24 protein-coding genes are annotated in these 22373 nt (G+C 61.2%); 6 read left to right on the forward strand and 18 right to left on the reverse strand.

All coding sequences use genetic code 11. The features are described from left to right. Positions 1–21: 21 nt before the first annotated feature. From yfhb to murQ, 3 genes are read right to left on the reverse strand one after another with little or no spacing between them, the layout of a single operon-like run. Positions 22–678, reverse strand: a complete 657-nt coding sequence (gene yfhb, locus ACSBQQ_RS19145) for a phosphatidylglycerophosphatase C (protein WP_039568563.1) — start codon at positions 676–678, stop codon at positions 22–24. A gap of 3 nt (positions 679–681) precedes the next feature. Next, on the reverse strand, positions 682–2049 hold the full coding sequence (locus ACSBQQ_RS19150) for a PTS transporter subunit EIIC (protein WP_060428988.1): 1368 nt from the start codon (positions 2047–2049) through the stop codon (positions 682–684). An 18-nt stretch (positions 2050–2067) separates the two neighbouring features. Further along, complete coding sequence (murQ, locus tag ACSBQQ_RS19155; RefSeq protein WP_060428991.1) at positions 2068–2961, reverse strand: N-acetylmuramic acid 6-phosphate etherase; 894 nt, start codon at positions 2959–2961, stop codon at positions 2068–2070. Between the two features lie 167 nt (positions 2962–3128). On the opposite strand from murQ, the gene ACSBQQ_RS19160 reads away from it, so the two are divergent. After that, a complete protein-coding gene (locus tag ACSBQQ_RS19160; protein ID WP_033648938.1) occupies positions 3129–3977 on the forward strand; it encodes a MurR/RpiR family transcriptional regulator in 849 nt (282 codons plus the stop codon). 51 nt (positions 3978–4028) lie between these two features. After that, a complete protein-coding gene (locus tag ACSBQQ_RS19165; protein ID WP_039568565.1) occupies positions 4029–4289 on the forward strand; it encodes a YfhL family 4Fe-4S dicluster ferredoxin in 261 nt (86 codons plus the stop codon). Positions 4290–4334: 45 nt separating this feature from the next. On the opposite strand, the gene acpS is transcribed toward ACSBQQ_RS19165, so the two are convergent. The 7 genes from acpS to lepA all read right to left on the reverse strand — a co-directional run bounded on the left by acpS (position 4335) and on the right by lepA (position 10887). Then, positions 4335–4715 carry a holo-ACP synthase gene (acpS, locus tag ACSBQQ_RS19170; RefSeq protein WP_004929169.1) on the reverse strand — a complete coding sequence of 127 codons (381 nt, stop codon included), beginning with the start codon at positions 4713–4715 and terminating at the stop codon, positions 4335–4337. After that, positions 4715–5446, reverse strand: a complete 732-nt coding sequence (pdxJ, locus tag ACSBQQ_RS19175) for a pyridoxine 5'-phosphate synthase (protein ID WP_025303943.1) — start codon at positions 5444–5446, stop codon at positions 4715–4717. Before pdxJ ends, acpS begins: the two co-directional genes overlap by 1 nt. A 71-nt stretch (positions 5447–5517) precedes the next feature. Further along, entirely contained in the window at positions 5518–6249 is a 732-nt protein-coding gene (recO, locus tag ACSBQQ_RS19180) for a DNA repair protein RecO (RefSeq protein WP_004929165.1), read from the reverse strand. A gap of 6 nt (positions 6250–6255) precedes the next feature. Next, positions 6256–7164 (reverse strand): GTPase Era, encoded by a 909-nt coding sequence (gene era / locus ACSBQQ_RS19185; RefSeq protein ID WP_004929162.1) that lies wholly within the window; start codon positions 7162–7164, stop codon positions 6256–6258. Then, positions 7161–7841 carry a ribonuclease III gene (gene rnc / locus ACSBQQ_RS19190; RefSeq protein ID WP_004929158.1) on the reverse strand — a complete coding sequence of 227 codons (681 nt, stop codon included), beginning with the start codon at positions 7839–7841 and terminating at the stop codon, positions 7161–7163. The genes era and rnc overlap by 4 nt, the downstream gene beginning before the upstream one ends. A gap of 236 nt (positions 7842–8077) precedes the next feature. Next, the gene (lepB, locus tag ACSBQQ_RS19195) at positions 8078–9055 is read right to left on the reverse strand and encodes a signal peptidase I (RefSeq protein ID WP_033635624.1); all 978 of its coding nucleotides are present in this window, start codon (positions 9053–9055) and stop codon (positions 8078–8080) included. A 32-nt stretch (positions 9056–9087) separates the two neighbouring features. Next, the gene (gene lepA / locus ACSBQQ_RS19200) at positions 9088–10887 is read right to left on the reverse strand and encodes a translation elongation factor 4 (RefSeq protein WP_060428993.1); all 1800 of its coding nucleotides are present in this window, start codon (positions 10885–10887) and stop codon (positions 9088–9090) included. A 519-nt stretch (positions 10888–11406) separates the two neighbouring features. Here lepA and ACSBQQ_RS19205 point away from each other — a divergent pair. Continuing rightward, positions 11407–12243 carry a hypothetical protein gene (locus ACSBQQ_RS19205; RefSeq protein ID WP_033654302.1) on the forward strand — a complete coding sequence of 279 codons (837 nt, stop codon included), beginning with the start codon at positions 11407–11409 and terminating at the stop codon, positions 12241–12243. Here the strand turns inward: ACSBQQ_RS19205 and rseC are convergent. The 4 genes from rseC to rpoE are packed head-to-tail and all read right to left on the reverse strand — an operon-like array spanning position 12240 to position 14931. Beyond that, a complete protein-coding gene (gene rseC, locus ACSBQQ_RS19210) occupies positions 12240–12716 on the reverse strand; it encodes a SoxR-reducing system protein RseC (protein WP_033635627.1) in 477 nt (158 codons plus the stop codon). The two genes, ACSBQQ_RS19205 and rseC, sit on opposite strands and share 4 nt — an antisense overlap. Beyond that, positions 12713–13672 carry a sigma-E factor regulatory protein RseB gene (gene rseB / locus ACSBQQ_RS19215; protein WP_033635628.1) on the reverse strand — a complete coding sequence of 320 codons (960 nt, stop codon included), beginning with the start codon at positions 13670–13672 and terminating at the stop codon, positions 12713–12715. The genes rseC and rseB overlap by 4 nt, the downstream gene beginning before the upstream one ends. Beyond that, positions 13672–14325, reverse strand: coding sequence for an anti-sigma-E factor RseA (gene rseA / locus ACSBQQ_RS19220; RefSeq protein WP_016929795.1), 654 nt, complete (start codon positions 14323–14325; stop codon positions 13672–13674). Before rseA ends, rseB begins: the two co-directional genes overlap by 1 nt. Positions 14326–14355: 30 nt before the next feature. Next, positions 14356–14931, reverse strand: a complete 576-nt coding sequence (rpoE, locus tag ACSBQQ_RS19225; RefSeq protein ID WP_004929136.1) for an RNA polymerase sigma factor RpoE — start codon at positions 14929–14931, stop codon at positions 14356–14358. A gap of 214 nt (positions 14932–15145) precedes the next feature. On the opposite strand from rpoE, the gene nadB reads away from it, so the two are divergent. Then, entirely contained in the window at positions 15146–16747 is a 1602-nt protein-coding gene (gene nadB, locus ACSBQQ_RS19230) for an L-aspartate oxidase (RefSeq protein WP_170929831.1), read from the forward strand. A 38-nt stretch (positions 16748–16785) separates the two neighbouring features. Here the strand turns inward: nadB and trmN are convergent, their stop codons facing one another. Continuing rightward, complete coding sequence (gene trmN, locus ACSBQQ_RS19235; protein WP_060428995.1) at positions 16786–17565, reverse strand: tRNA(1)(Val) (adenine(37)-N(6))-methyltransferase TrmN; 780 nt, start codon at positions 17563–17565, stop codon at positions 16786–16788. 99 nt (positions 17566–17664) lie between these two features. Between trmN and srmB the strand changes: the two genes are divergently transcribed. After that, positions 17665–18984, forward strand: a complete 1320-nt coding sequence (gene srmB, locus ACSBQQ_RS19240) for an ATP-dependent RNA helicase SrmB (protein ID WP_039568581.1) — start codon at positions 17665–17667, stop codon at positions 18982–18984. Between the two features lie 55 nt (positions 18985–19039). Here the strand turns inward: srmB and ACSBQQ_RS19245 are convergent, their stop codons facing one another. The 3 genes from ACSBQQ_RS19245 to grcA all read right to left on the reverse strand — a co-directional run bounded on the left by ACSBQQ_RS19245 (position 19040) and on the right by grcA (position 21317). Next, a complete protein-coding gene (locus ACSBQQ_RS19245) occupies positions 19040–19795 on the reverse strand; it encodes an ankyrin repeat domain-containing protein (RefSeq protein ID WP_060427118.1) in 756 nt (251 codons plus the stop codon). Next, complete coding sequence (locus ACSBQQ_RS19250) at positions 19788–20750, reverse strand: DUF2974 domain-containing protein (RefSeq protein WP_060428997.1); 963 nt, start codon at positions 20748–20750, stop codon at positions 19788–19790. The genes ACSBQQ_RS19245 and ACSBQQ_RS19250 overlap by 8 nt, the downstream gene beginning before the upstream one ends. 183 nt (positions 20751–20933) lie before the next feature. Further along, the gene (grcA, locus tag ACSBQQ_RS19255; protein ID WP_004929114.1) at positions 20934–21317 is read right to left on the reverse strand and encodes an autonomous glycyl radical cofactor GrcA; all 384 of its coding nucleotides are present in this window, start codon (positions 21315–21317) and stop codon (positions 20934–20936) included. Between the two features lie 346 nt (positions 21318–21663). Between grcA and ung the strand changes: the two genes are divergently transcribed. Next, positions 21664–22347 carry a uracil-DNA glycosylase gene (ung, locus tag ACSBQQ_RS19260; RefSeq protein ID WP_033635636.1) on the forward strand — a complete coding sequence of 228 codons (684 nt, stop codon included), beginning with the start codon at positions 21664–21666 and terminating at the stop codon, positions 22345–22347. Positions 22348–22373: the final 26 nt, after the last annotated feature.

Below are 22373 nucleotides of genomic sequence, written 5' to 3' on the forward strand. Positions count from 1 at the left end.
GCGGAATCCTCCGCCCTTGGTTTATTCCAGCTGCTGCAGCTCGCCCTGCTTGCTTACCCGCCAGCGGTGCTCACAAAAGAACAGCAGCGGATTATCCTGCTTGCTGTCGCTGTAACCGCTGTACAACTTCAGCGGCGCACCGAGCCGCTGCTCCAGCTGCACCACTTTCTGCGCTCCCAGGCAGCGCAGGGTCAAGACCCAGCCGCCGCAGCGGCGCGTGATGCGGCTGCCGATCAACCGCACGCGCGGCAGAAACGCCGAGTCGCGATACACCTGCTCCACCAGCCGCTCCGGCGAGCCGGTGATCAGCCACACTTCAGCATCGTGCTCGTCCAGGTACTGCCGCAGCCGCATTTGCACCACCGGAAACGCGGTCACCTTCTGGCGGAAGGCCTCGATAAACTGCCGCTCCAGCGCCTTGAGCTTCGCTTCGGAGCGCCCGAAAGTAATCGCCCACAGCAGCAGGCTCATCGGCCAACGCGCGGCGCGCCCCAGCAGCAGCAGCGCCAGGCCGATCGGCGGCAGCACCGGTATCACCAGCAGCAGGTTCAGCGGCAAACGGCGCAGCAGAAAGCGCAAGAAACTGCCGAACATATCCTCCTGATGCAGGGTGCCGTCCAGATCGAAAAAGACCACGCGGCGCCCCTCTGCGGCCGGTTGTTGCTGCTTGTCGCTCAAACGCTACTCCTCGGGATCGTTGAACCCCATCATCCAGGTGAAGAGAAAACCGGCGACAATCGTAATCAGCATCCCCGCCAGATACAACATCACCTTACCTGAGACGATGGTCAACGCCAAAGGCAGCCCCGAAATGCCGAAGGTGATTACCGTCGCCACCTTCCAGTAGCTGATCAGCGCGCCGCCGACCGCCCCGCCGAGGCAGGCGCCGATAAACGGCCGCCCCAGCGGCAAGGTCACCCCGAAGATCAGCGGCTCGCCGATGCCGAGAATGCCGACCGGCAACGCCCCTTTGATCACCTTCTTCAGCCGCGCGTTGCGGGTCTTCAACAGCACCGCCAGCGCCGCCCCTACCTGCCCGACGCCGGCCATCGCCAGGATCGGCAGCAGCGGGTTGGAACCGTGCGCCTGCACCAGCTCGACGTGGATCGGCACCAGCCCCTGGTGCAGGCCGGAGAGCACCAGCGGCAGGAACAGCCCCGAGAGCAGCGCCCCCACCAGCAGCCCGCCCTTGTCGATCGCCAGATTGGCGCCGTGGGCGATGGCGTCGGAGATAATGCCGCCGATCGGCTGCAGAATCAGGATCGCCAGCGAGGCGGTGACCAGCGTGGTCAGCAATGGATTAAGGATCAGCTCAACCGATTCCGGCAGCAGCGCGCGCAGGCGTTTCTCCACCCAGCACATCAACGCCACCACCAGCAGCACGGCGATCACCCCGCCGCGCCCCGGCTGCAGCGCCTCGCCGAACAAGGTGATCTGCGCCAGCGCCGGGCTGGAGAGAATGCCCGCCATCACGCCGCCCATCGCCTGGGAGCCGCCGAACACCCGCGCGGCGTTGACCCCGACCAGAATGTTCATGATGGCGAACACCGCGCTGCCGAAGATCGCCAGCAACCCCAGCACGTTCGGGTAGTCCACCGCCAGTTGGCCGGCGATGTCGGGCCGTTTCAGCAGGTTGATGATGCCGGTGATCAGGCCCGAGGCGATAAACGCCGGGATCAGCGGAATAAAAACATCGGCCAGCTTTTTCAGCGCACCGCTCATCGGCGCAGCGTATTTTTGCTTGGCCTGCGCCTTGATGCGGGCCGCGCCACCGACGGCGACGACGGGCTGCGCGCTACCGCTCAGCAATGCGCGCATGGCGTCCACCACCTTGGCGGCGGCGCCCGGGCCAACGATAAACTGATGCTGCTCACCCTGTTTGATATAGCCCTTCACGCCGGACAGCTGCTTGAGAGCGGCCAGATCCAGACGCTGTTCGTCGCTGACCTCGACGCGCACCCGCGTCATGCAGTTCTCCAGTTTGAGGATATTGCCCTCGCCCCCCACGCCCGCCAGGATCTGTGTCGCCAATGCCGTTGTCTTGTCCATCGCCGCCCCCACCGTGAGTTAACGCGCCAGCGCCGCGCGCAGGTAGCCGTCGTGCCGCTGCAGCCGCTGCTGCGCCTCTTCGGCGCTGACGCCGGCCAGAATCATCAGTATCGCCGGCTTGACCTCGAAGCCGGTCTGCGCCAGCGCCGCCTCGGCCTGAGCGCGTTCGGCGCCGGTGGCCTCCACCACGATGCGGCAGGCGCGATCCACCAGTTTGACGTTGGTGGCCTTCACGTCCACCATCAGGTTCTGATAGACCTTGCCCAGCTTAACCATCGCGCCGGTCGACAGCATGTTGAGCACCAGCTTCTGCGCGGTGCCGGATTTCAGGCGCGTCGAACCGGTCAGCGCCTCCGGCCCCACCACCGGTGAAATCGCCACCTGCGCTTCGTGCGCGATCGGCGAATCCGGGTTGCAGGAGATGGCCGCCGTCGGGCAGCCCAGCCCGCGCGCATAGCGCAGTGCGCCAATCACATAAGGCGTGCGCCCTGAGGCCGCCAACCCCACCACCATATCGACGGCGGTGAGGTTCAGCGCCCAGAGATCGGCTTCGCCCAGGGCTTCGTCGTCTTCCGCCCCCTCCACCGCCTTGAGCAGTGCGCCCGGCCCGCCGGCGATCAAGCCCACCACCACGCCGTGCGGCACGCCGAAGGTCGGCGGGCACTCGGAGGCATCCAACACCCCCAATCGGCCGCTGGTGCCGGCGCCCAAATAAATCAGCCGGCCGCCGGCCTTCAACGCCGCCGCGGCCAAATCGACCGCCTGCGCGATCGCCGGCAGCACCTTTTCGATCGCCTCCGGCACCTTGCGGTCTTCCTGGTTAAAGCAGCGGACCATCTCCAGCGTCGACATCTCATCCAGCCCCATGGTGGCCGGGTTGCGGGTTTCCGATACCAGTGCGCCTAAGTTCATCTGTTCACCTTTGAATTTTTAATTCACAAATTTAAATCAATATTTGAATATTTTATTCAACAAAGCGAGCGCTATTTGCTATTTTAACGACGAGCTCACAAAAATTTTCACCGCGCGTTTTCGCCGCCTGCGTGGCAAAATGGCCGCTGGTTTCCAGGGAAAGATCAATGAGTACCCTTCTGCGCATACGCCAGATGTATCCGACACTGGCGCAAAACGACCGCAAGCTGGCGGACTTTTTGCTGAACAACGCCGAGCAGGCGCGCCATCTCAGCTCGCAAAAGCTGGCCGAGCTGGCCGGCATCAGCCAGTCGAGCGTGGTGAAGTTCGCCCAAAAGCTGGGCTATAAGGGCTTTCCGGCGCTGAAGCTGGCGCTGAGCGAAACGCTGGCCCAGCCGCAGGCCGAGCCGGTGGTGACCGTTCACAACCACATCCTCAGCAGCGACACGCTGAAAATCGTCGGTGAAAAACTGCTGGCGGAAAAGCAGGCGGCGCTGCGCGCGACGCTGGACATCAACAGCGAAGAGCGGCTGCATCAGGCGCTGGACATGCTGCGCCAGGCGCGCCGGGTGATGCTAATCGGCATCGGCGCCTCCGGGCTGGTGGCCAAGGATTTCTCCTTCAAACTGCTGAAAATCGGCGTGATGGCAGTGGCCGAACCGGACATGCACGTCCAGCTGGCGGCGGTTCAGGCGCTGGACAAACGCGATCTGCTGCTGGCTATCTCTTTCAGCGGCGAACGGCGTGAAATCAATCTGGCGGCGGAAGAGGCGCGCCAGGCCGGCGCCAGAGTGCTGGCGCTGACCAGCTTCTCTCCCAACGGCCTGCAGCAGCGCGCGGACCACTGCCTCTATACCATCGCCGAAGAGCCCCACACCCGCAGCGCGGCCATCTCTTCCAGCACGGCCCAGTACGCCCTCACCGACCTGCTGTTTATGGCGCTGATCCAGCACGATCTCGATCATGCCCGCGATCGCATCAAACACAGCGAACAGTTAATGAAAAAGCTGGTTTAACCGGTATAATGCCGCTGCGAAAATACCCCTGTTAATAATGAGAGATACATCATGGCCCTGCTAATCACACGCAAATGCATCAACTGCGACATGTGCGAGCCGGAATGCCCGAACCAGGCGATTTCGATGGGCGATGAGATTTATCAGATCGATACCGATCGCTGCACCGAGTGCATCGGCCATTATGATACGCCGACCTGCCAGCAGGTTTGCCCGATCGACAACACCATCATCACCGATCCGCAGCATCGCGAGACCAACGAACAGCTGTGGGACAAGTTCGTGGTGCTGCACCACGCCGATCGCATTTAATCCGCCGCAGGACTGACAAGGGCGCCACAGGCGCCCTTGCTATTTTCAGCTTTCGACGATCACCGTCGCGCAGGCGTAGCGCCGTTCGTCGGCCAGCGAAACGTGGATCGCGGTGACCCCCATCTCCCCGGCCAGCTCGGCGGCGCGGCCGTGCAAACGAATATTCGGCTTGCCCAGCGCATCGTTGAACACTTCGAACTGATTGAACGCCAGGCCGTTGCGAATGCCGGTGCCGAACGCCTTGGCGGCGGCCTCTTTCACCGCGAAACGTTTGGCCAGAAAGCGAATCGGCTGCTGGTGCTGCTGATACAGCGCCCACTCGGCGTCGCTCAGCACGCGGCGCGCCAGGCGATCGCCGCTGCGCTCCACCACCGCTTCGATACGCGCCATCTCAACGATGTCGGTTCCCAGCCCGAGCACCGCCATTACCGGCGCGCTTCCCGCATCAGCACTTTCATGTCGGCAACCGCGGCCGGCAGCCCGCTCATCACCGCCTGGCCGATAATCGCATGGCCGATGTTCAGCTCGTGCATCTCCGGCAGCGCGGCGATCGGCTGCACGTTATGGTAGGTCAGACCGTGGCCGGCGTTGACCTTCAGCCCTTTCTCGGCCGCGTAGGCGGCGGCTACCGCGATGCGGCGCAGCTCGGCCTGTACCGCCAGCTCGCCCTGCGCTTCGGCGTAGGCGCCGGTGTGGATTTCGATATAGGGTGCGCCCACCGCCACCGCCGCGTCGATCTGGCGATGATCGGGATCGATGAACAGCGAGACCAAAATGCCCGCCTGCGCCAGGCGCTCAACCGCCACGCTCATTTTGTCCAGCTGGCCGGCGACGTCCAGGCCGCCTTCGGTGGTCACTTCTTCGCGCTTCTCCGGCACCAGGCAGCAGAAATGCGGCTTCAGCTCAATGGCGATGTCCAGCATCTCGTCGGTCACCGCCATCTCCAGATTCATGCGCGTCTGGATGGTCTGGCGCAGCAGGCGCACGTCGCGGTCGGTGATGTGGCGGCGGTCTTCGCGCAGATGCACGGTAATGCCGTCGGCCCCCGCCTGTTCGGCAATGAATGCCGCCTGAACCGGATCCGGGTATTGGGTTCCGCGCGCGTTACGTAACGTGGCGATGTGATCGATATTGACGCCCAGCAACAAATCAGCCATGACAACCTCTAAATACGATTTTCAGTGCCAGCAGTTTACACGCGGGCGCAGGGCGGCAAAAGGGGAAAAGGTCAGGCGTCGTCGACCGGCGTATTCGGCTGTTTGCGCACGAACTGGCGGAACAGTTCGCGGCTCTTCAACGGCTTGCCGCCGAGGTAGGGTTTCAGCGCCATACGGGTGAAACGCTTGGCGGCACGCAGCGTCTCGGCATCGGGAAACTGCCGCTCCGCCAGCGCGCGCAATTCGCGCCCGGTGAAGCTGTAGTGATCCACCACCAGGCTGGCGATGAAGCCTTTCTCTTCGCGATAGCGATAGGTCATGGCATCATCCACCGGCAGGCCGCTGCCGGCGCAGTGCAGGAAATCGAGACCGTAGCCCAGGTGGTGCAGCAAGGCCAGCTCGAACTGGCGCAGCGCCTGCTCCGGCGAGCTGTCTTCCGCCGCCAGCGCCTGCAGGCATTGCAGATAGTCGAAGAACAGCACCGAGTAGTTGGTTTCCTGCTCGAGCACGCGCGCCAGCAGTTCGTTCACGTACAGGCCGCTGTACAGCATCATGCCGCTGAGGGGTAAACCGAGGGAGACCGCTTCGGCGTTGCGCAGCGTTTTCACTTCGCCGCGGCCGCCCCAGCGCACTAACAGGGGGGTAAAGGGCTGCAGACAGCCCTTGAGATTGGAGCGGCGGCTGCGCGCGCCTTTCGCCAGCAAGCGCACCCGCCCATGACCTTCGGTAAACAGATCCAGCATCAGACTGGTTTCACTGTACGGCCGCCCATGCAGGACGAAAGCGCGCTCCCAGCCGTCCACGGATCGTTACTTCAGATCGTCAACATAGCCCAGGCTGCGCAGCGCACGTTCGTCGTCCGCCCAACCGGATTTCACTTTCACCCACAGCTCGAGATGCACTTTGGCGTCGAACATCTGTTCCATGTCCTGGCGCGCTTCGATGCCGATGGTTTTGATCTTGGCGCCCTTGTTGCCGATGACCATTTTCTTCTGGCCTTCGCGCTCGACCAGGATCAGGCCGTGCACATCGTAGCCGCCGCGATCGTTGGCCACGAACTGTTCGATTTCTACCGTCACCGAGTACGGCAGCTCTTCGCCCAGGAAACGCATCAGCTTCTCGCGGATGATCTCGGAGGCCATAAAGCGCTGTGAGCGATCGGTGATGTAGTCTTCAGGGAAGTGGTGTTCCGCTTCCGGCAGCAGCTTGCGCACGATGCCGGCGATGGTGTCGACGTTCATGCCTTTTTCGGCGGAGATAGGCACCACGTCGAGGAAGTTCATCTGCTGGCTGAGGAACGCGATGTGCGGCAACAGCTTGGATTTGTCGGTGACGTTATCGACCTTGTTGATCGCCAGCAATACCGGGCAGCGCAGGCTGCGCAGCTTGTTGACCACCATTTCGTCGTCGGCGGTCCAGTTGGTGCCTTCGACCACGAAGATCACCAGTTCGACGTCGCCGATCGAGCTGCTGGCCGCGCGGTTCATCAAGCGGTTGATGGCGCGTTTTTCTTCGATGTGCAGCCCAGGGGTGTCGACGTAGATCGCCTGATAGGCGCCATCGGTGTCGATGCCCATGATGCGGTGACGGGTCGTCTGCGGCTTACGCGACGTAATGGAAACCTTCTGCCCCAGCAGTTGGTTCAGCAACGTCGATTTGCCCACGTTCGGGCGGCCGACGATGGCGATAAACCCGCAGTGTTGTTTTACTTCGCTCATTCAAGCTCCAGCTTTTTCAGCGCTTGTTCCGCTGCCGCCTGCTCGGCTTTACGGCGGCTCGAGCCGGTGCCCACCACGGGCTCGCTCAAACCACTCACCTGGCAGTGGATCGTAAACTCTTGGTCGTGCGCTTCACCGCGAACCTGCACTACCAAATAAGAAGGCAACGGCAGATGACGCCCCTGCAAAAACTCCTGCAGACGGGTTTTCGGGTCTTTCTGCTTATCACCGGGGCTGATTTCGTCCAACCGGCTGCGATACCAGTCCAAAATCAGACGCTCTACGGTCTGGATATCGCTGTCCAGGAACACGCCGCCGATCAATGCCTCCACCGTATCCGCCAGGATTGACTCGCGGCGGAACCCACCACTTTTCAATTCGCCCGGCCCAAGCCGCAGACATTCGCCCAGGTCAAACTCGCGCGCCATCTCCGCCAGCGTGTTGCCGCGCACCAGCGTGGCGCGCATGCGGCTCATATCGCCCTCGTCTACGCGAGGAAAGCGGTGATAGAGCGCATTGGCGATGACAAAGCTCAGAATCGAGTCACCCAGAAACTCAAGACGTTCATTGTGTTTACTGCTGGCGCTGCGGTGAGTCAAAGCCTGCAGTAAAAGCTCCTGCTGTTGAAAAGTGTAGCCCAGCTTCCGCTGCAGCCTGTTTATTACGATGGGGTTCATGAGTTACCAATAGATCAAGAATGCGTCAAAAACTTGCAGCATACGGAACAGGCCTGCTTCGCCGAAAGCCGATCCAAAGCTGTTTCGTTTGCAGTGGCTCCCAGCAGGGGCCAACTTTTTATCGCTCGAGAAAGTATTCTACAACGAGTGGAAACATAATGCTGTGTTTTATATCCCCTTAATCTTTCACGCCGCAGTAGGCTGCGGCGTGAAAATAACAGGGAATCAGTCAGCGATTAATGAATGCCGCCGATCCGGCTGAAACGCACGCCGGTAGGCCACTCACCTTCCTGCTTTTCAAAGCTCATCCAGATGGCCGTGGCTTTACCCACCAGATTCTTCTCCGGCACAAAGCCCCAGTAACGGCTGTCCGCGCTGTTGTCGCGGTTGTCGCCCATCATGAAGTAATGCCCGGCCGGCACCACCCACTCCGCCAGCGGTTTGCCCGGCTGTTGGTAGTAAGCGCCCACCCGATCCTGCGCGTCCGGCACGGTCAGGATACGATGCGTGACGTTGCCGAGGCTTTCCTGGCGCTCGCGCATGCGAATGCCGCCCGGCGGCACGTTATCGCTCAGCGGGATCTGGTAGAAGCCGTTGCTGGCCTCGCCCATGCCGCTGCGGCTGAACAACTGCACGAAGTCGCTCGGCTGCGCGTCGGCGTAGGTCACCGCCAGCGCGGTATCGCAGGACTGCCCACTGTTGCAGGACGGCTGCACGGTAACGCGCTTATTCACCGGATCGTAAGTAATACGGTCGCCCGGCAGGCCGATCACGCGCTTGATATAATCCAGTTTCGGATCCAGCGGATATTTAAATACCGCAATATCGCCGCGCTTCGGATGGCCGGTTTCAATGAGCGTGGTCTGGGTAATCGGATCTTTAATGCCGTAGGCATATTTCTCCACCAGAATGAAATCGCCAATCAACAGCGTCGGCATCATTGAGCCGGACGGGATCTGGAACGGTTCGTAAATAAACGAACGCACCACAAAGACCAACAGCAGCACCGGGAACACCGATGCGCCGGTCTCCACCCAGCCTGGCTGCTTCGCCACTTTCGCCAGCGTTTTATCGTCTACGGCGCCCGCGGTCTGTGCGTTGACCGCCGCGATCTTCGCGCGGCGGGCCGGCGCCCATTTGAAGCGCTCGAAGCACCAGATGATCCCGGTGACCAGGGTGGCCAACGCCAGGATCAGGGCAAACATATTCGCCATGCAAACTCCCTCGTTTCGCGAACTCGTCGCGGTTACTTGCCGTCTTTACCGACGTGCAGAATGGCCAGGAACGCTTCCTGCGGCAGTTCGACGTTGCCGACCTGCTTCATGCGTTTCTTACCGTCTTTCTGTTTCTGCAGCAGCTTTTTCTTACGGCTGACGTCACCGCCGTAGCATTTCGCCAGCACGTTTTTACGCAGCTGCTTCACGGTGGAACGCGCGATGATGTGCGTGCCGATCGCCGCCTGAATCGCGATGTCGAACTGCTGACGCGGGATCAGATCTTTCATCTTCTCCACCAACTCGCGGCCGCGATACTGCGAGTTGTCGCGGTGAGTGATCAGCGCCAGCGCATCCACGCGCTCGTTGTTGATCAGCACGTCCACGCGCACCATGTCGGAGGCCTGGAAGCGCTTGAAGTTGTAATCCAGCGACGCATAGCCGCGCGACGTGGACTTCAGGCGGTCGAAGAAGTCGAGCACCACTTCCGCCATCGGGATTTCATAGGTCAACGCCACCTGGTTGCCGTGGTAGACCATGTTGGTCTGCACGCCGCGTTTCTCAACGCACAGGGTGATGACGTTACCCAGGTATTCCTGCGGCATCAGCATGTGACATTCGGCGATCGGCTCGCGCAGTTCCTGGATGTTGTTCAACGGCGGCAGCTTGGACGGGCTGTCGACGTAGATCACTTCTTTGCCGGTGGTTTCCACTTCGTAGACGACCGTCGGCGCGGTGGTGATCAGATCCAGATCGTATTCACGCTCCAGACGCTCCTGAATGATCTCCATGTGCAGCAGGCCGAGGAAGCCGCAGCGGAAGCCGAAGCCCAGCGCGGTGGAGCTTTCCGGCTCGTAGAACAGGGAAGCGTCGTTGAGGCTCAGCTTGCCCAGCGCATCGCGGAAGGACTCATAATCGTCGGAGCTGATCGGGAACAGACCGGCGTACACCTGCGGCTTCACTTTCTTGAAGCCCGGCAGCGCTTTATCCGCCGGCTGACGCGCCTGCGTCAGGGTATCGCCCACCGGCGCGCCGAGGATGTCTTTGATCGCACAGACCAGCCAGCCCACTTCGCCGCAGTTCAGCACATCGCGATCGACCTGCTTCGGCGTGAAGATGCCCAAACGATCGGCGTTGTACACCTGGCCGGTGCTCATGACTTTGATCTTGTCGCCCTTGCGCAGCGTGCCGTTCTTGACGCGCACCAGAGAGACGACGCCCAGATAGTTATCGAACCAGGAGTCGATGATCAGCGCCTGCAGCGGCGCATCAGGATCGCCCTGCGGCGGCGGGATGTCGCGCACCAGGCGCTCCAGCACCTCGGGCACGCCGACGCCGGTTTTGGCCGAGCAGCGCACCGCATCGGTAGCGTCGATGCCGACGATGTCTTCGATTTCCTGTGCGGCGCGATCCGGATCGGCGGCCGGCAGGTCAATCTTGTTCAGTACCGGCACCACTTCCAGATCCATTTCGATCGCGGTGTAGCAGTTGGCCAGCGTCTGGGCTTCGACGCCCTGACCGGCATCCACCACCAGCAGCGCGCCTTCGCAGGCCGCCAGCGAGCGGGAAACTTCATAGGAGAAGTCAACGTGGCCGGGGGTGTCGATAAAGTTGAGTTGATAGGTCTGCCCATCCAGCGCCTTATAATCCAGCGTCACGCTCTGCGCTTTGATGGTGATGCCGCGCTCGCGCTCCAGATCCATGGAATCGAGCACCTGCGCGGCCATTTCACGGTCGGTCAAGCCACCGCAGATTTGGATAATGCGGTCAGACAGCGTCGACTTACCGTGGTCAATATGGGCAATAATGGAGAAATTTCGTATATGCTTCATTATAAAAGTTTTTCTGCCTTGGTATTTCTGAATTACTCGCCTATAGAAACCCGCATGGACCTAAAGCGACAGTGAATGGGTTAGGCCGTCTTGCACCTGAATCGCTGCATTCTACATGCCACACCACTGAAAACCTAGCGATCGGTGCAGTGAAGGCATTCTATTATGCGCCGCTAAATGTTACAGGGCGCCCCGGCGGGTGAAAACAGATGTTAACGCGGACGATACGGCCTGAACCCAAGGCTTGCCGGTGATTCGTGGCCGCCAAACTCCGGCACTAATACATAACCGGCCGCAGCGCAATAAACCCTCTCCGAAATTATAAAAAAAGAATATTTGGATCAACCTCTTAGATTTCCATCTCACCCCTCTTCCTTTAGGAAAAACCCCATATACGCCACCACCGCCCCTCGGATAGAAAGGGCATGAACTCCGCGACAAAACATTATTCAGGGCACTACATCGGCAGCCCACCGGGGTTCACCAGCATATATCCGTACGTTGATTGGAAGGTGCATTATGATCGATAAAGGGCAAATGCTGAGCCGGCACGATTTTTCAAAGGTCAACTGGGGCATTCTGGCGGCGGCGGCGCTGCTGTTTAGCGTGGGGGCGGCGCTGTTGGTGCTGCCGCTGCTGAGCAGCATTGATGAGAGCGAGGTCATCACGCTGTTGCAGGCCGGCGCGGGCACGATTTTACTCGGCTGTACGCTGCTGGCGCTGCGGCATTATCTGCGTCCGACGCTGACCTATCGCCTGTACGAGCACGGCGTGCGGGTCTTTGACGGCCACCATCACAAAGAGCGCTTCATCCCGTTTGAGAAGATCGGCGATATCTATCGCTTTCGCGGCGGCCAGGCTTTTGGCGGGCTGTTTGACGTCACGGCGTTCCGCGCCGGCGCGGATCAGCCCTGGTGTACGGTTTTCAGCAATGTCGCCCATTCGTGGCGGCTGGCGGACGTGATCGTCGACCAACAGCTGCAGCAGCGCGGGCCGCTGGCGCTGAATGCGCTCTATCAAGGGGAGACGGTGTCGTTTCACACCGTTGAGGGCGACGCGCGCTGGCTGTGGCAACTGCTGCTCGGCAAGCGGCAAGGCACGCCGACCGAAACGCTGCGGCTGAGCGCCACCCTGCTGACCACGGAACGGGGCAACGTGCCGCTCGAGCAGATCCGCGCGGTGGAAAACCATCCGCAGCGCGGCATCCGTTTGCTCGACGGCCAGGGAAATGTGCTGTTCGCGATTAACTACGATTCGCTGCTCAGCGCCGATCTGTTCATCGCGCTGCTGGAGCATATGATCCACAACCGCATCCCCGCCTATCACAACCCGGCGATGACGCGGCCGTCGGTTTAAATCAGCGGGGAATTTTCCGCCTGCATGCGCATCGCGGTAGGCGGCAACCCAATCTGCAGCACCACCGGCTGATAATCGGCCTGCTCGCCCAGACGCCGGGCCAACCGACGCGCCAGCATAAAGGCCGCCGCGCCGCCCAGTACGGCGCCGACGGCCGCCGAGGCGTCGCTGCCGAAACAATATTGCAGCAACGTGCCGCCCAGCATCATGCCCAGCAGCGGCGTCAGGTAAACCAGCATGGCGGAGCGCAGCAGGCTGCCTTCCGCAATGCCGACCTCGACGCGCTGCCCAGGTTCGAGCGGCTGATCGATATGCACCTGCAGCTGATGCTCGGTTTCCGGCACCAGCTCGTTCAGCGCGCGCGCGCCGCAGCCGGAACGCGCGGTGCAGCTGCCGCAGCCGGCCTTGGGTTCACAGCGCAGCAGCGCTACGCCCTGTTGCCACGAAACCACCGTGGCCCACTCTTTCATCATTGCGGCGATACCTTGAAAGAAATGCTGTCGGCGATGCGCTTGGCCGTCGCCGGCGGCAATTCGCCCACGATAGTGATTTCGTTGCCCGCGCGCACTTCGGTCTGAATGGTGCGGCGCCCCTGACGGTAGTATTGCTGCCCGGCTCCGCTGCCCGCCGGGCTGACGTTGACCGAGAAGCTGAACAGGCCGTCGCTGTAGAGCCGGGATTCAACCGGCACGGCGACGTTCGGCAATTTGCGGCGATTGCGCGCCACCTCGTCCACCCCGGCCGGCAGCCAGCCGGTGCTCCAGCTGAGCTTGACGTTTTCCACCGCCGGCAGCGACAGCAGCGGCGGCAGGTTGGCTTTGAGCAGCCCCTGCATCGCGCCCTGCACGTCGGCGCCGACCGCGAAGGAGATCACCCGATATTGCTCCAGCGTTTCGCCGTCGCGATCGAGCAGATCCACCCGCAGCGGCAGCTTGGTGTCCTCGTCCATCCAGACGATATAGCTGTAGCGGGAACCGTCGCGCGCCACCACGCGCAGCACTTCACACGGCCGATCGGCGATGCGGGTGCTGCCCACGGAAATAAAGTCGTAGTACTTGGCCAGGCGGGTGAAATCGGCATAGACGATCGCCGGCAGCGCATCGACGATGTGATCGCCGGTGAGCGTGAACGGCTCCAGGCCGGGTTCGAAGTAGCTGATCCCGCCGCCGCGCTGCAACACTTCGCGGCGCGGGCCGTCCATATGCAGCAGCTGGCCGAGCGGCACATTGCCGATCACCGCATGGCGATAGCGCAACGACTCGATTCCCTGCTTGCTGATGCTGATGTAGGCGAGCTCGTAATTGAGAGAACGGCTGGCGCTGCTCATCTGTTGCAATAACGCCCCGGACGCAGTTGGCTGCGCCGGGGCGATGCTGGAATAGAGCAGGCTGCCCGTCAATAAACAAACGGAGAACCAGATTTGCTTCATTACTGCTGTTGCATTCCTAAAGACTGAGTTCCGGGAACCTGAATGGCGGCCTGTTGCGGGTTGCCTTGCTCAAGCTGCAGCTGATCCGAATGCAGGCGACGTTGCAATTCATAGTCCTGCAGCATGGCATTGATACGCTTGCGCTGTTCCTGCACCTGCTGCTGTTGGCCGCTGCCGGTGGAGAAACTGTCGGCCGGGACGCCCAGGCTGACCGGCGAGGCCTGGCCCATGATCGGCAGCGTGGTGAAGGCCGGCGATTCGGACGCGTTCGATGGCGCAGAAGGCTGGTTGTACTGCTGCACGCCGACGATCACCGCCAGCGACACGCAGGCCGCCATACCGATTTGCGTAATCTGGCTCGCCCAGGGACGCACTTTGTCCCAGAACGGCATTTTCTGCCAGGTGTGAGGCTGCGGCTGAGATTCCTGAACGGCGGAAGGCACCAGCCGGGCGGGTTCTTTCTCAAGTGCAGCGGCTACGCGATCGGCGATGTCGAGATGCATCACTTGCCCGACATCACCTCGCAGTGTGTCACGTATCAGGTGATAGCTCTGCCAGCTTTGTTGAAGCGTTCGATCTTGCGACAGAGAACTCAACAGCTCGCTGTCGAACGATTCACCATCCATCAGAGCGGAAAGCTTTTCTTTCTGCATGCCTAAGTACCCTTCCTGTGCCCGCCATTGCTAACGCTGGATCAGCGGTTGAACTTTATTATCGATAGCTTCCCGGGCGCGGAAAATACGCGAACGTACGGTTCCGACCGGGCAATCCATGATGGCGGCTATCTCTTCGTAGCTTAGACCATCCAACTCCCGCAGGGTAATCGCCATGCGAAGATCCTCGGGGAGCGACTCAATGGTACGGAAAACTATCTGTCTCAGCTCTTCTGACAACATTAAGTTCTCAGGGTTCGAAATTTCTTTCAGTGCGCCCGCACTTTCGTAATTTTCCGCATCGTTGGCGTCCACATCACTGGATGGCGGACGGCGCCCCTGAGCAACCAGATAATTCTTTGCCGTGTTCACGGCGATTCGATACAACCAGGTATAAAAAGCGCTGTCGCCACGGAACGATTCCAGTGCGCGATAGGCCTTGATAAACGACTCCTGCACCACATCGGGCACATCGCCCTGCGGCACATAGCGGGAAACGAGACTCGCCACCTTATGCTGATAGCGCACTACCAGTAGGTTAAACGATTTCTGATCGCCCTTTTGGACCCGCTCGACCAGAACTTGATCCGTTAACTGCTCGCTCATCCGAGGTAAACTCTCCCCAAATCCGTCTCCACGCGTAAAATTGTACTGCCAGCCATACATTATTTTCCTGAGCAAGCACTCGCTTGGAGTTCATATAGAACACGAAGTTCCATATCGCCATTGTTTTTTCTGTTGATGTCACCCTATCCGTGGCTTTTGCCCGGACAGTTAGGCTAACATGAAATTCACTCTTCTTCTGCACACATCATACGTTATGCAACCATCATCTGAACATGTAAGCGATGTACTGATCGTCGGCAGCGGCGCTGCGGGCCTGTCACTGGCGCTGCGCCTGGCGCAGCATTGCAAGGTTACCGTTCTCAGCAAGGGGCCGCTCAGCGAGGGGGCCACCTTTTACGCCCAGGGCGGGATCGCCGCGGTGTTCGATGAGACGGACAGCATTGCCTCACACGTTGATGACACTTTGATTGCCGGCGCCGGCCTGTGCGACAAAGAGGCCGTCGAATTCATCGCCGGCAACGCGCGCCACTGCGTGCAGTGGCTGATCGATCAGGGCGTGCTGTTCGATACCGAGGTCAACGCGCAGGGCGAAGAGCATTATCACCTCACGCGCGAAGGCGGCCACAGCCATCGCCGCATCCTACACGCCGCGGACGCGACCGGTAAGGAAGTAGAGACCACGCTGGTGGGGAAAGCAAGCGCTCACCCCAATATTTGCGTGATGGAGCGCCGCAACGCGGTTGACCTTATCACCTCGAACAAAATCGGCCTGCCGGGCACGCGCCGAGTGGTGGGCGCGTACGTCTGGAACCGCAAGCTGGAGCGGGTGGAAACCTACCGCGCCAAAACGGTGGTGCTGGCGACCGGCGGCGCGGCCAAGGTATACCAATACACCACCAACCCGGACATCTCCTCCGGCGACGGCATCGCCATGGCCTGGCGCGCCGGCTGCCGGGTCGCCAACCTGGAGTTCAACCAGTTCCACCCGACCTGCCTGTTCCATCCGCAGGCGCGCAACTTCCTGCTGACCGAAGCGCTGCGCGGCGAAGGGGCTTACCTGAAGCGCCCGGACGGCAGCCGCTTTATGCCGGATTTCGACCCGCGCGGCGAACTGGCCCCGCGCGATATCGTCGCCCGCGCCATCGACCATGAAATGAAGCGCCTGGGCGCCGACTGCATGTACCTGGACATCAGCCACAAGCCGGCGGAGTTCATCACCCAGCACTTCCCGATGATCCACGAGAAGCTGCTGACGCTGGGCTTCGATCTGACCCGGCAGCCGATCCCGATCGTCCCGGCGGCGCACTACACCTGCGGCGGCGTGATGGTCGATCAGCACGGCCGCACCGATCTCGACGGGCTGTACGCCATCGGCGAGGTCAGCTATACCGGCCTGCACGGCGCCAACCGCATGGCGTCGAATTCGCTGCTGGAGTGCCTGGTGTACGGTTGGTCGGCGGCGGAAGACATTCTGCAGCGCCTACCGTTCATTCAGCAGGCCAAACAGGTGCCACACTGGGATGAAAGCCGGGTGGACGATGCGGACGAACGGGTGGTGATTCAGCACAACTGGCACGAGCTGCGGCTGTTCATGTGGGATTACGTCGGCATCGTGCGCACCACCAAGCGGTTGGAGCGCGCCCTGCGCCGCATCAACACCCTGCAGGCGGAAATCGACGAGTACTACGCTCACTTCCGCATCTCCAACAACCTGCTGGAGCTGCGCAATCTGGTGCAGGTGGCCGAGCTTATCGTGCGCAGCGCCATGGCGCGCAAAGAGAGCCGCGGCCTGCACTACACGCTGGACTACCCGGATCTGCTGCCGGAAGCGCTGCCGACCATATTGCAGCCTTAAACGCTGCGACAGGGCGCCTAATCGGCGCCCTTTTCTTTTCAGTAGAAAAGATAGAAGTCAGCGATCAAATGGCGGAAATCGTCGGTGTAGCTGCCGTCGGCCTGCTTGATCGCCAGCGCCTGCTCCCGCAGCGGCGTTTCCCGCCGCGTCAGCGCCAGCAGCACCCGGTGCAGCGGCGTATCGGCCCGATCGCTGACGTTCACTTTCGCCGCCGTGTGCCAGCCGCTTTGCTGCGCCAGGCGTTCGAATTCGGCGCCGATATCGTGCGGCAGCACCACGCAGAACGTCCCCTGTTCCGTCAGCAGCTGCGCCGCACAGGCCAACAGCGCCTCGTGCGTCAGGGTTTCGGTGTAGCGCGCGTTGTGGCGCGCCTGGTCGCGGCAGGCCACCGCCGGCTCGAAATACGGCGGATTGCTGACGATCAGATCATACTCAGCGGCATGCCGCTGCGCATAATGGTGAATATCCTGCGCATGCACGCGGATGCGCTGCGGCCACGGCGATGCCGCCGCGTTTTCGCGCGCCTGGCCGGCGGCGGCTTCGTCCAGCTCCACCGCGTCAATGGTCACTTCGTCGCCGCTGCGCTGCGCCAGCATCAGCGCGATCAGCCCGCTGCCGCTGCCAATGTCCAGCACCCGGCGCGCCTGCCCCAGCGGCGCCCAGGCGCCGAGCAGCACCCCGTCGGTGCCCACTTTCATGGCGCAACGATCGTGGGCGACAAAGAATTGTTTAAAGGTAAAACCCCCGCGGCGCGGGGTAAAATCGGCTTTCGAACGCTTGCTCACTCTCACCACCTGGCTATAAAACTGGCGTAGCATAAGGCAATCTGATCGGCGGGAAAAGAGCGGCTTTCCGCTTAAATAGGTGAAGATCGCGGCCAACCCGTCTATAATCGGCGCCCCAAGTAGAGGTAGACCATGACAGCAACCACTTTTTCCGAACTCGAACTCGATGATCGCCTGATCGACGCGCTGCGCGACAAAGGCTACGATCGCCCCACCGCCATTCAGGCCGCTGCGATCCCGCCGGCGATGGACGGGCGCGACGTCTTAGGTTCGGCTCCGACCGGCACCGGCAAAACCGCCGCCTTCCTGCTGCCCGTTTTGCAGCACCTGCTGGACTTCCCGCGCAAAAAATCCGGCCCGCCGCGCGTGCTGATCCTGACGCCAACGCGTGAACTGGCGATGCAGGTCGCCGATCAGGCGCGTGAATTGGCTGCTCATACCTCGCTGGATATCGCCACCATCACCGGCGGCGTCGCTTACATGAACCACGCGGAAGTGTTCAGCGAAAACCAGGACGTGGTGGTCGCCACCACCGGCCGTTTGCTGCAATACATTAAAGAAGAGAACTTCGACTGCCGCGCGGTGGAAACCCTGATCCTCGACGAAGCCGACCGCATGCTCGACATGGGCTTCGCGCAGGACATCGAAACCATCTCCGCCGAAACCCGCTGGCGCAACCAGACGCTGCTGTTCTCCGCCACGCTGGAAGGCGAAGCAATTCGCGAATTCGCCGAGCGCATTCTGAAAGAGCCGGTGGAAGTGGAAGCCGATCCGTCGCGCCGCGAACGCAAAAAGATCCTGCAGTGGTACTACCGCGCCGATGACGTGCAGCACAAAACCGCGCTGCTGATCCACCTGCTGAAGCAGCCGGACGTGCAGAAATCGGTGATCTTCGTGCGCAAACGCGAGCGCGTGCACGAGCTGGCCACCTGGCTGCGCGAAGCGGGCATCAACACCTGCTATCTCGAAGGCGAAATGGTGCAGGCCAAACGCAACGAAGCGGTCAAACGCATGATGGATGGCCGGGTTAACGTGCTGGTGGCCACCGACGTTGCCGCGCGCGGTCTGGATATCCTCGATATCACCCACGTGTTCAACTTCGACATGCCGCGCACGGCGGACACCTACCTACACCGCATCGGCCGTACCGGCCGCGCCGGGCGCAAAGGCACCGCCATTTCGCTGGTGGAAGCGCACGACCATCTGCTGCTGGGCAAAGTGGGCCGTTACCTGAACGAGCCGCTGAAAGCGCGCGTGATCGACGAACTGCGGCCAAAAACCAAGGTGCCGAACGAGAAGAGCAACGGCAAGCCATCGAAGAAAGTGCTGGCCAAACGCGCGGAAGATAAAGCGAGGAACAAAGAAAAGGCCAAGGTAAAAGTGCGCCATCGCGACGCCAAAAACGTCGGCAAACGCCGTCAGGCGAAGGCCAAACCGGCCGGCGACGCGTAATAACCATCGCTGCCTAAGAAAAAACCGCCTGTACAGGCGGTTTTTTTATGGGCGTTTACGGCTGCGCGTAGTGCGTGCCCAAGCGGTGCCCCTGCAGCCATTTGTCCAGTTCGCGGAACTGCGCCTTCAGCTCGTCATTCTGCAAATGCGCCGGCGTTTGCGAGAAATAAAACTGGAACGCAAAGCCCTGCTGGTTGCGCGCCCGGGCATCGGCCCCGGCCTGCAACAACAGCAGCGCCAGGTGCGGCGCGTTAATCTTCGCCGCCAGATGCAGCGGGGTATCCCCCAGCCGATCGCTCAAGGTGGTGTCCGCCCCGGCCGCCAGCAACAGCCGCAGTTGATCTTCGCGCCCGGCCAGCACCGCCGCCGCGAGCGGCGTGGCACCAGTAACGGCATTGCGCACGTTCACCTGCGCCCCTTCGGTCAGCAGCAACCGCAGGTACTGCGCGTCTTGCAACATCGCCGCGGTGTGCAGCGCGCTGTTGCCGTCCAGCCCCGCCGCCGCCGGGTCGGCCCCGAGATCCAGCAACGCCTGCACGCTACCCGGCTGCTGCGAAAGCACCGCCCACTGCAACAGCGTGACCTGCCGATCGCCCCGCTCGCGCAAACGATCCTGCGTGGCCTGCGCACGGATGCCCTGCGTATCGCCGCGCGCCACCGCCTGAGCCAGCGCCAGATTGCTGTGGCCGTCAAACGGCGAAATCTCCTGCCCCATCTGTTGCTCCTTAGCCATCATCAGTAAACCGGTCACCGCGACCAGCGCCAGTAAGGCTATCGCCAGCGCCCACCGCAAGCGACGCCCTTCAGGCATTGGTCTTCGCCTCCCACGGCTTTTGTTCCGCCATCGAGCTTATCACCTTGTCGATGCCGTGCGCCCTCAGGCTGCGCTCCAGATGCTTGCTCGGCCGCCAGTCATCGATGCCGGTCAGGGTATCGTTGTTGGCCAGGGTGATGTTGTGGCCGATGGCATCCGGGATCAGCGAGGTCGATTCTTGGGTGCTGGTCAGCATGTCATATTGCTCGCTGTAGCGGCGAATGCTGCCGGCTTCGGCATCTTTCTTCGCCGCCGTCGGATCGATGCCCAGGCGATTCAGGGTGTAATCCGACACTCCGGCCGCGTTGAAGGTGACCGCGACGGTGCCAGTCGCCAGCGCCGCCGTGGCCGCCAGACCACCGCCGAGCGAATGGCCGGCGATCACCAGCGCATCGCCGAAGGCCGCCTTGGCGCTTTTGGCAGCGGCAACCGCCTGATTGTACTGCACATCGTCATAGCCCGTCGCCTGCCGCACGTTGCTCAGCCAGTCGCGCCAGTCGTTGGTACCGGCGAACGCCAACACATACTGCTTGTCGTTGCTGTAAATCCCGGCCTGGAAACCGCTGCCCGCGTCGTGCAGGCTGGCGGGATCGATGCCGAAACCGAGCAGCGCGCTGTCGCTCAGGCGGTTGAACCCGGCGGCACCCTGGCCATTGAGTGAATAAACGTCCTTGGCCAACAGCGCCAACGCATAATCCCCCTCCTGCGATTGCTGCCCCCGCGTCACGCCCGGCGCTGCCGCCGCCGTCGGCGCCGCCGCTGAGATATCGCCGACCAGCGTATTCAACAGATTCTGCGCATTGAGCGTGTTCTGAGAGGGAGAGGCCACCGGCGCCGGATTTGCCGGCGTTGCCGCGGGCAGCGCCGCCGTCGCCGTCTCGGCAGCGGCGCGAGGTTTAGGGATCGCGGCCACCGGGGATACTGCAGAGGTAAAACTTAAAGGCATACTCATGCCGACTCCTTGTCGATAGACTTTTTATTGAGCACCTGAATAGGTACTGATTTAGCTATCGGCAGGTCGGATGAGTTCTGTATTAGAAATGCTTATCTTTGTGCAGAATGTGATCCGCGTTCGTTTTTCGGCCGTCAAACGCAGAAAAGGGAGCCTAAGCTCCCTGATTGACTGCGCCGCAAATTACAGGCTTTCGGTAAAGGTGCGGGCGATAACGTCGCGCTGCTGTTCCGGCGTCAGGGAGTTGAAGCGCACCGCATAGCCGGACACGCGGATGGTCAGCTGCGGGTATTTTTCCGGATGCTTGACCGCGTCTTCCAGGGTTTCGCGACGCAGCACGTTGACGTTCAAGTGCTGGCCGCCTTCCACGCGCACGGTCGGCTGCATTTCCAGCGGCACTTCACGGTATTCGATCTGGCCCAGATCGCTCACCGCGACAACCTGATCTTCCGCGTAGTTGGCCTTGGCGCACACGCAGCGAGCTTCCGCTTTTTCATCGTCCAGCAGCCAGAAAGAATTCACCAGCGCCTGGTCATTCGCTTTGGTAATTTGAATACCGGTAATCATTATGTTGCCTCCGTACAAGGGCGTAAAAATTCACGTCGTGAGAAAACCCAATTCTGGTTTCGGCCATTTGGTAAAACCATTGTTGCCTTGTTGTTCTGTATACCAGCCTGACCAAGCCAGTTCCTTGATTAAAGTCAATTTTTACCGGGTAGGCACAAGGCGTGAAGGGGCAAATTTATGTTTTATATCAATTTTCCTACTGCGGCAAAAACCAATTATTTTTGTAAATTTTCAAAATTAATTGCATAAGACGCAGCGGCGAGAAATGAAAAGCGGGTTTCGCTGCGCGAGCCGACACGGTAAGCTATAGCCCATGAATTGCTAAAGAAAACAAAGGAGAGTGTTTATGGCCACCTCCCTCACCTGGCATGACGTGATCGGCAAAGAGAAAGAGCAGCCCTATTTTGTTGAAACGCTCGCCTTTGTTGCCGCTGAACGCCAGGCCGGTAAGACCATTTATCCACCGCAGAAGGACGTGTTCAACGCTTTCCGCTATACCGAGCTGGCGGACGTCAAAGTCGTCATCCTCGGCCAGGATCCCTACCACGGCCCCAATCAGGCGCACGGCCTCTCTTTCTCGGTGCGCCCCGGCGTGCCGGCGCCGCCGTCGCTGGTGAACATGTATAAAGAGCTGGCGACCGACATTCCCGGCTTCGAACGCCCGGATCACGGCTACCTGCAAAGCTGGGCCGAACAGGGGGTGCTGCTGCTCAACACCGTGCTGACGGTGGAAGGCGGCCGCGCGCACTCGCACGCCAACCTGGGCTGGGAAACCTTTACGGACAAAGTGATCGCCGCCCTGAACGAGAACCGTGAAGGCGTGGTGTTCCTGCTGTGGGGCTCGCACGCGCAGAAGAAAGGCAACTTTATCGACCGCAACCGCCACCATGTGCTGAAGGCGCCGCACCCGTCGCCGCTCTCCGCCCACCGCGGCTTCCTCGGCTGCCGCCACTTCTCGCAGGCCAATCAGCTGCTGGAGCAACAAGGGCTCACGCCGATCGACTGGATGCCGCGCCTGCCGCAGGCGTAGTCCAGAGACAAAAAAGGCACCTTCGG

Source organism: Serratia sp. G204Y, assembly GCF_051172435.1.
Taxonomy (GTDB): Bacteria; Pseudomonadota; Gammaproteobacteria; order Enterobacterales; family Enterobacteriaceae; genus Serratia; species Serratia sarumanii.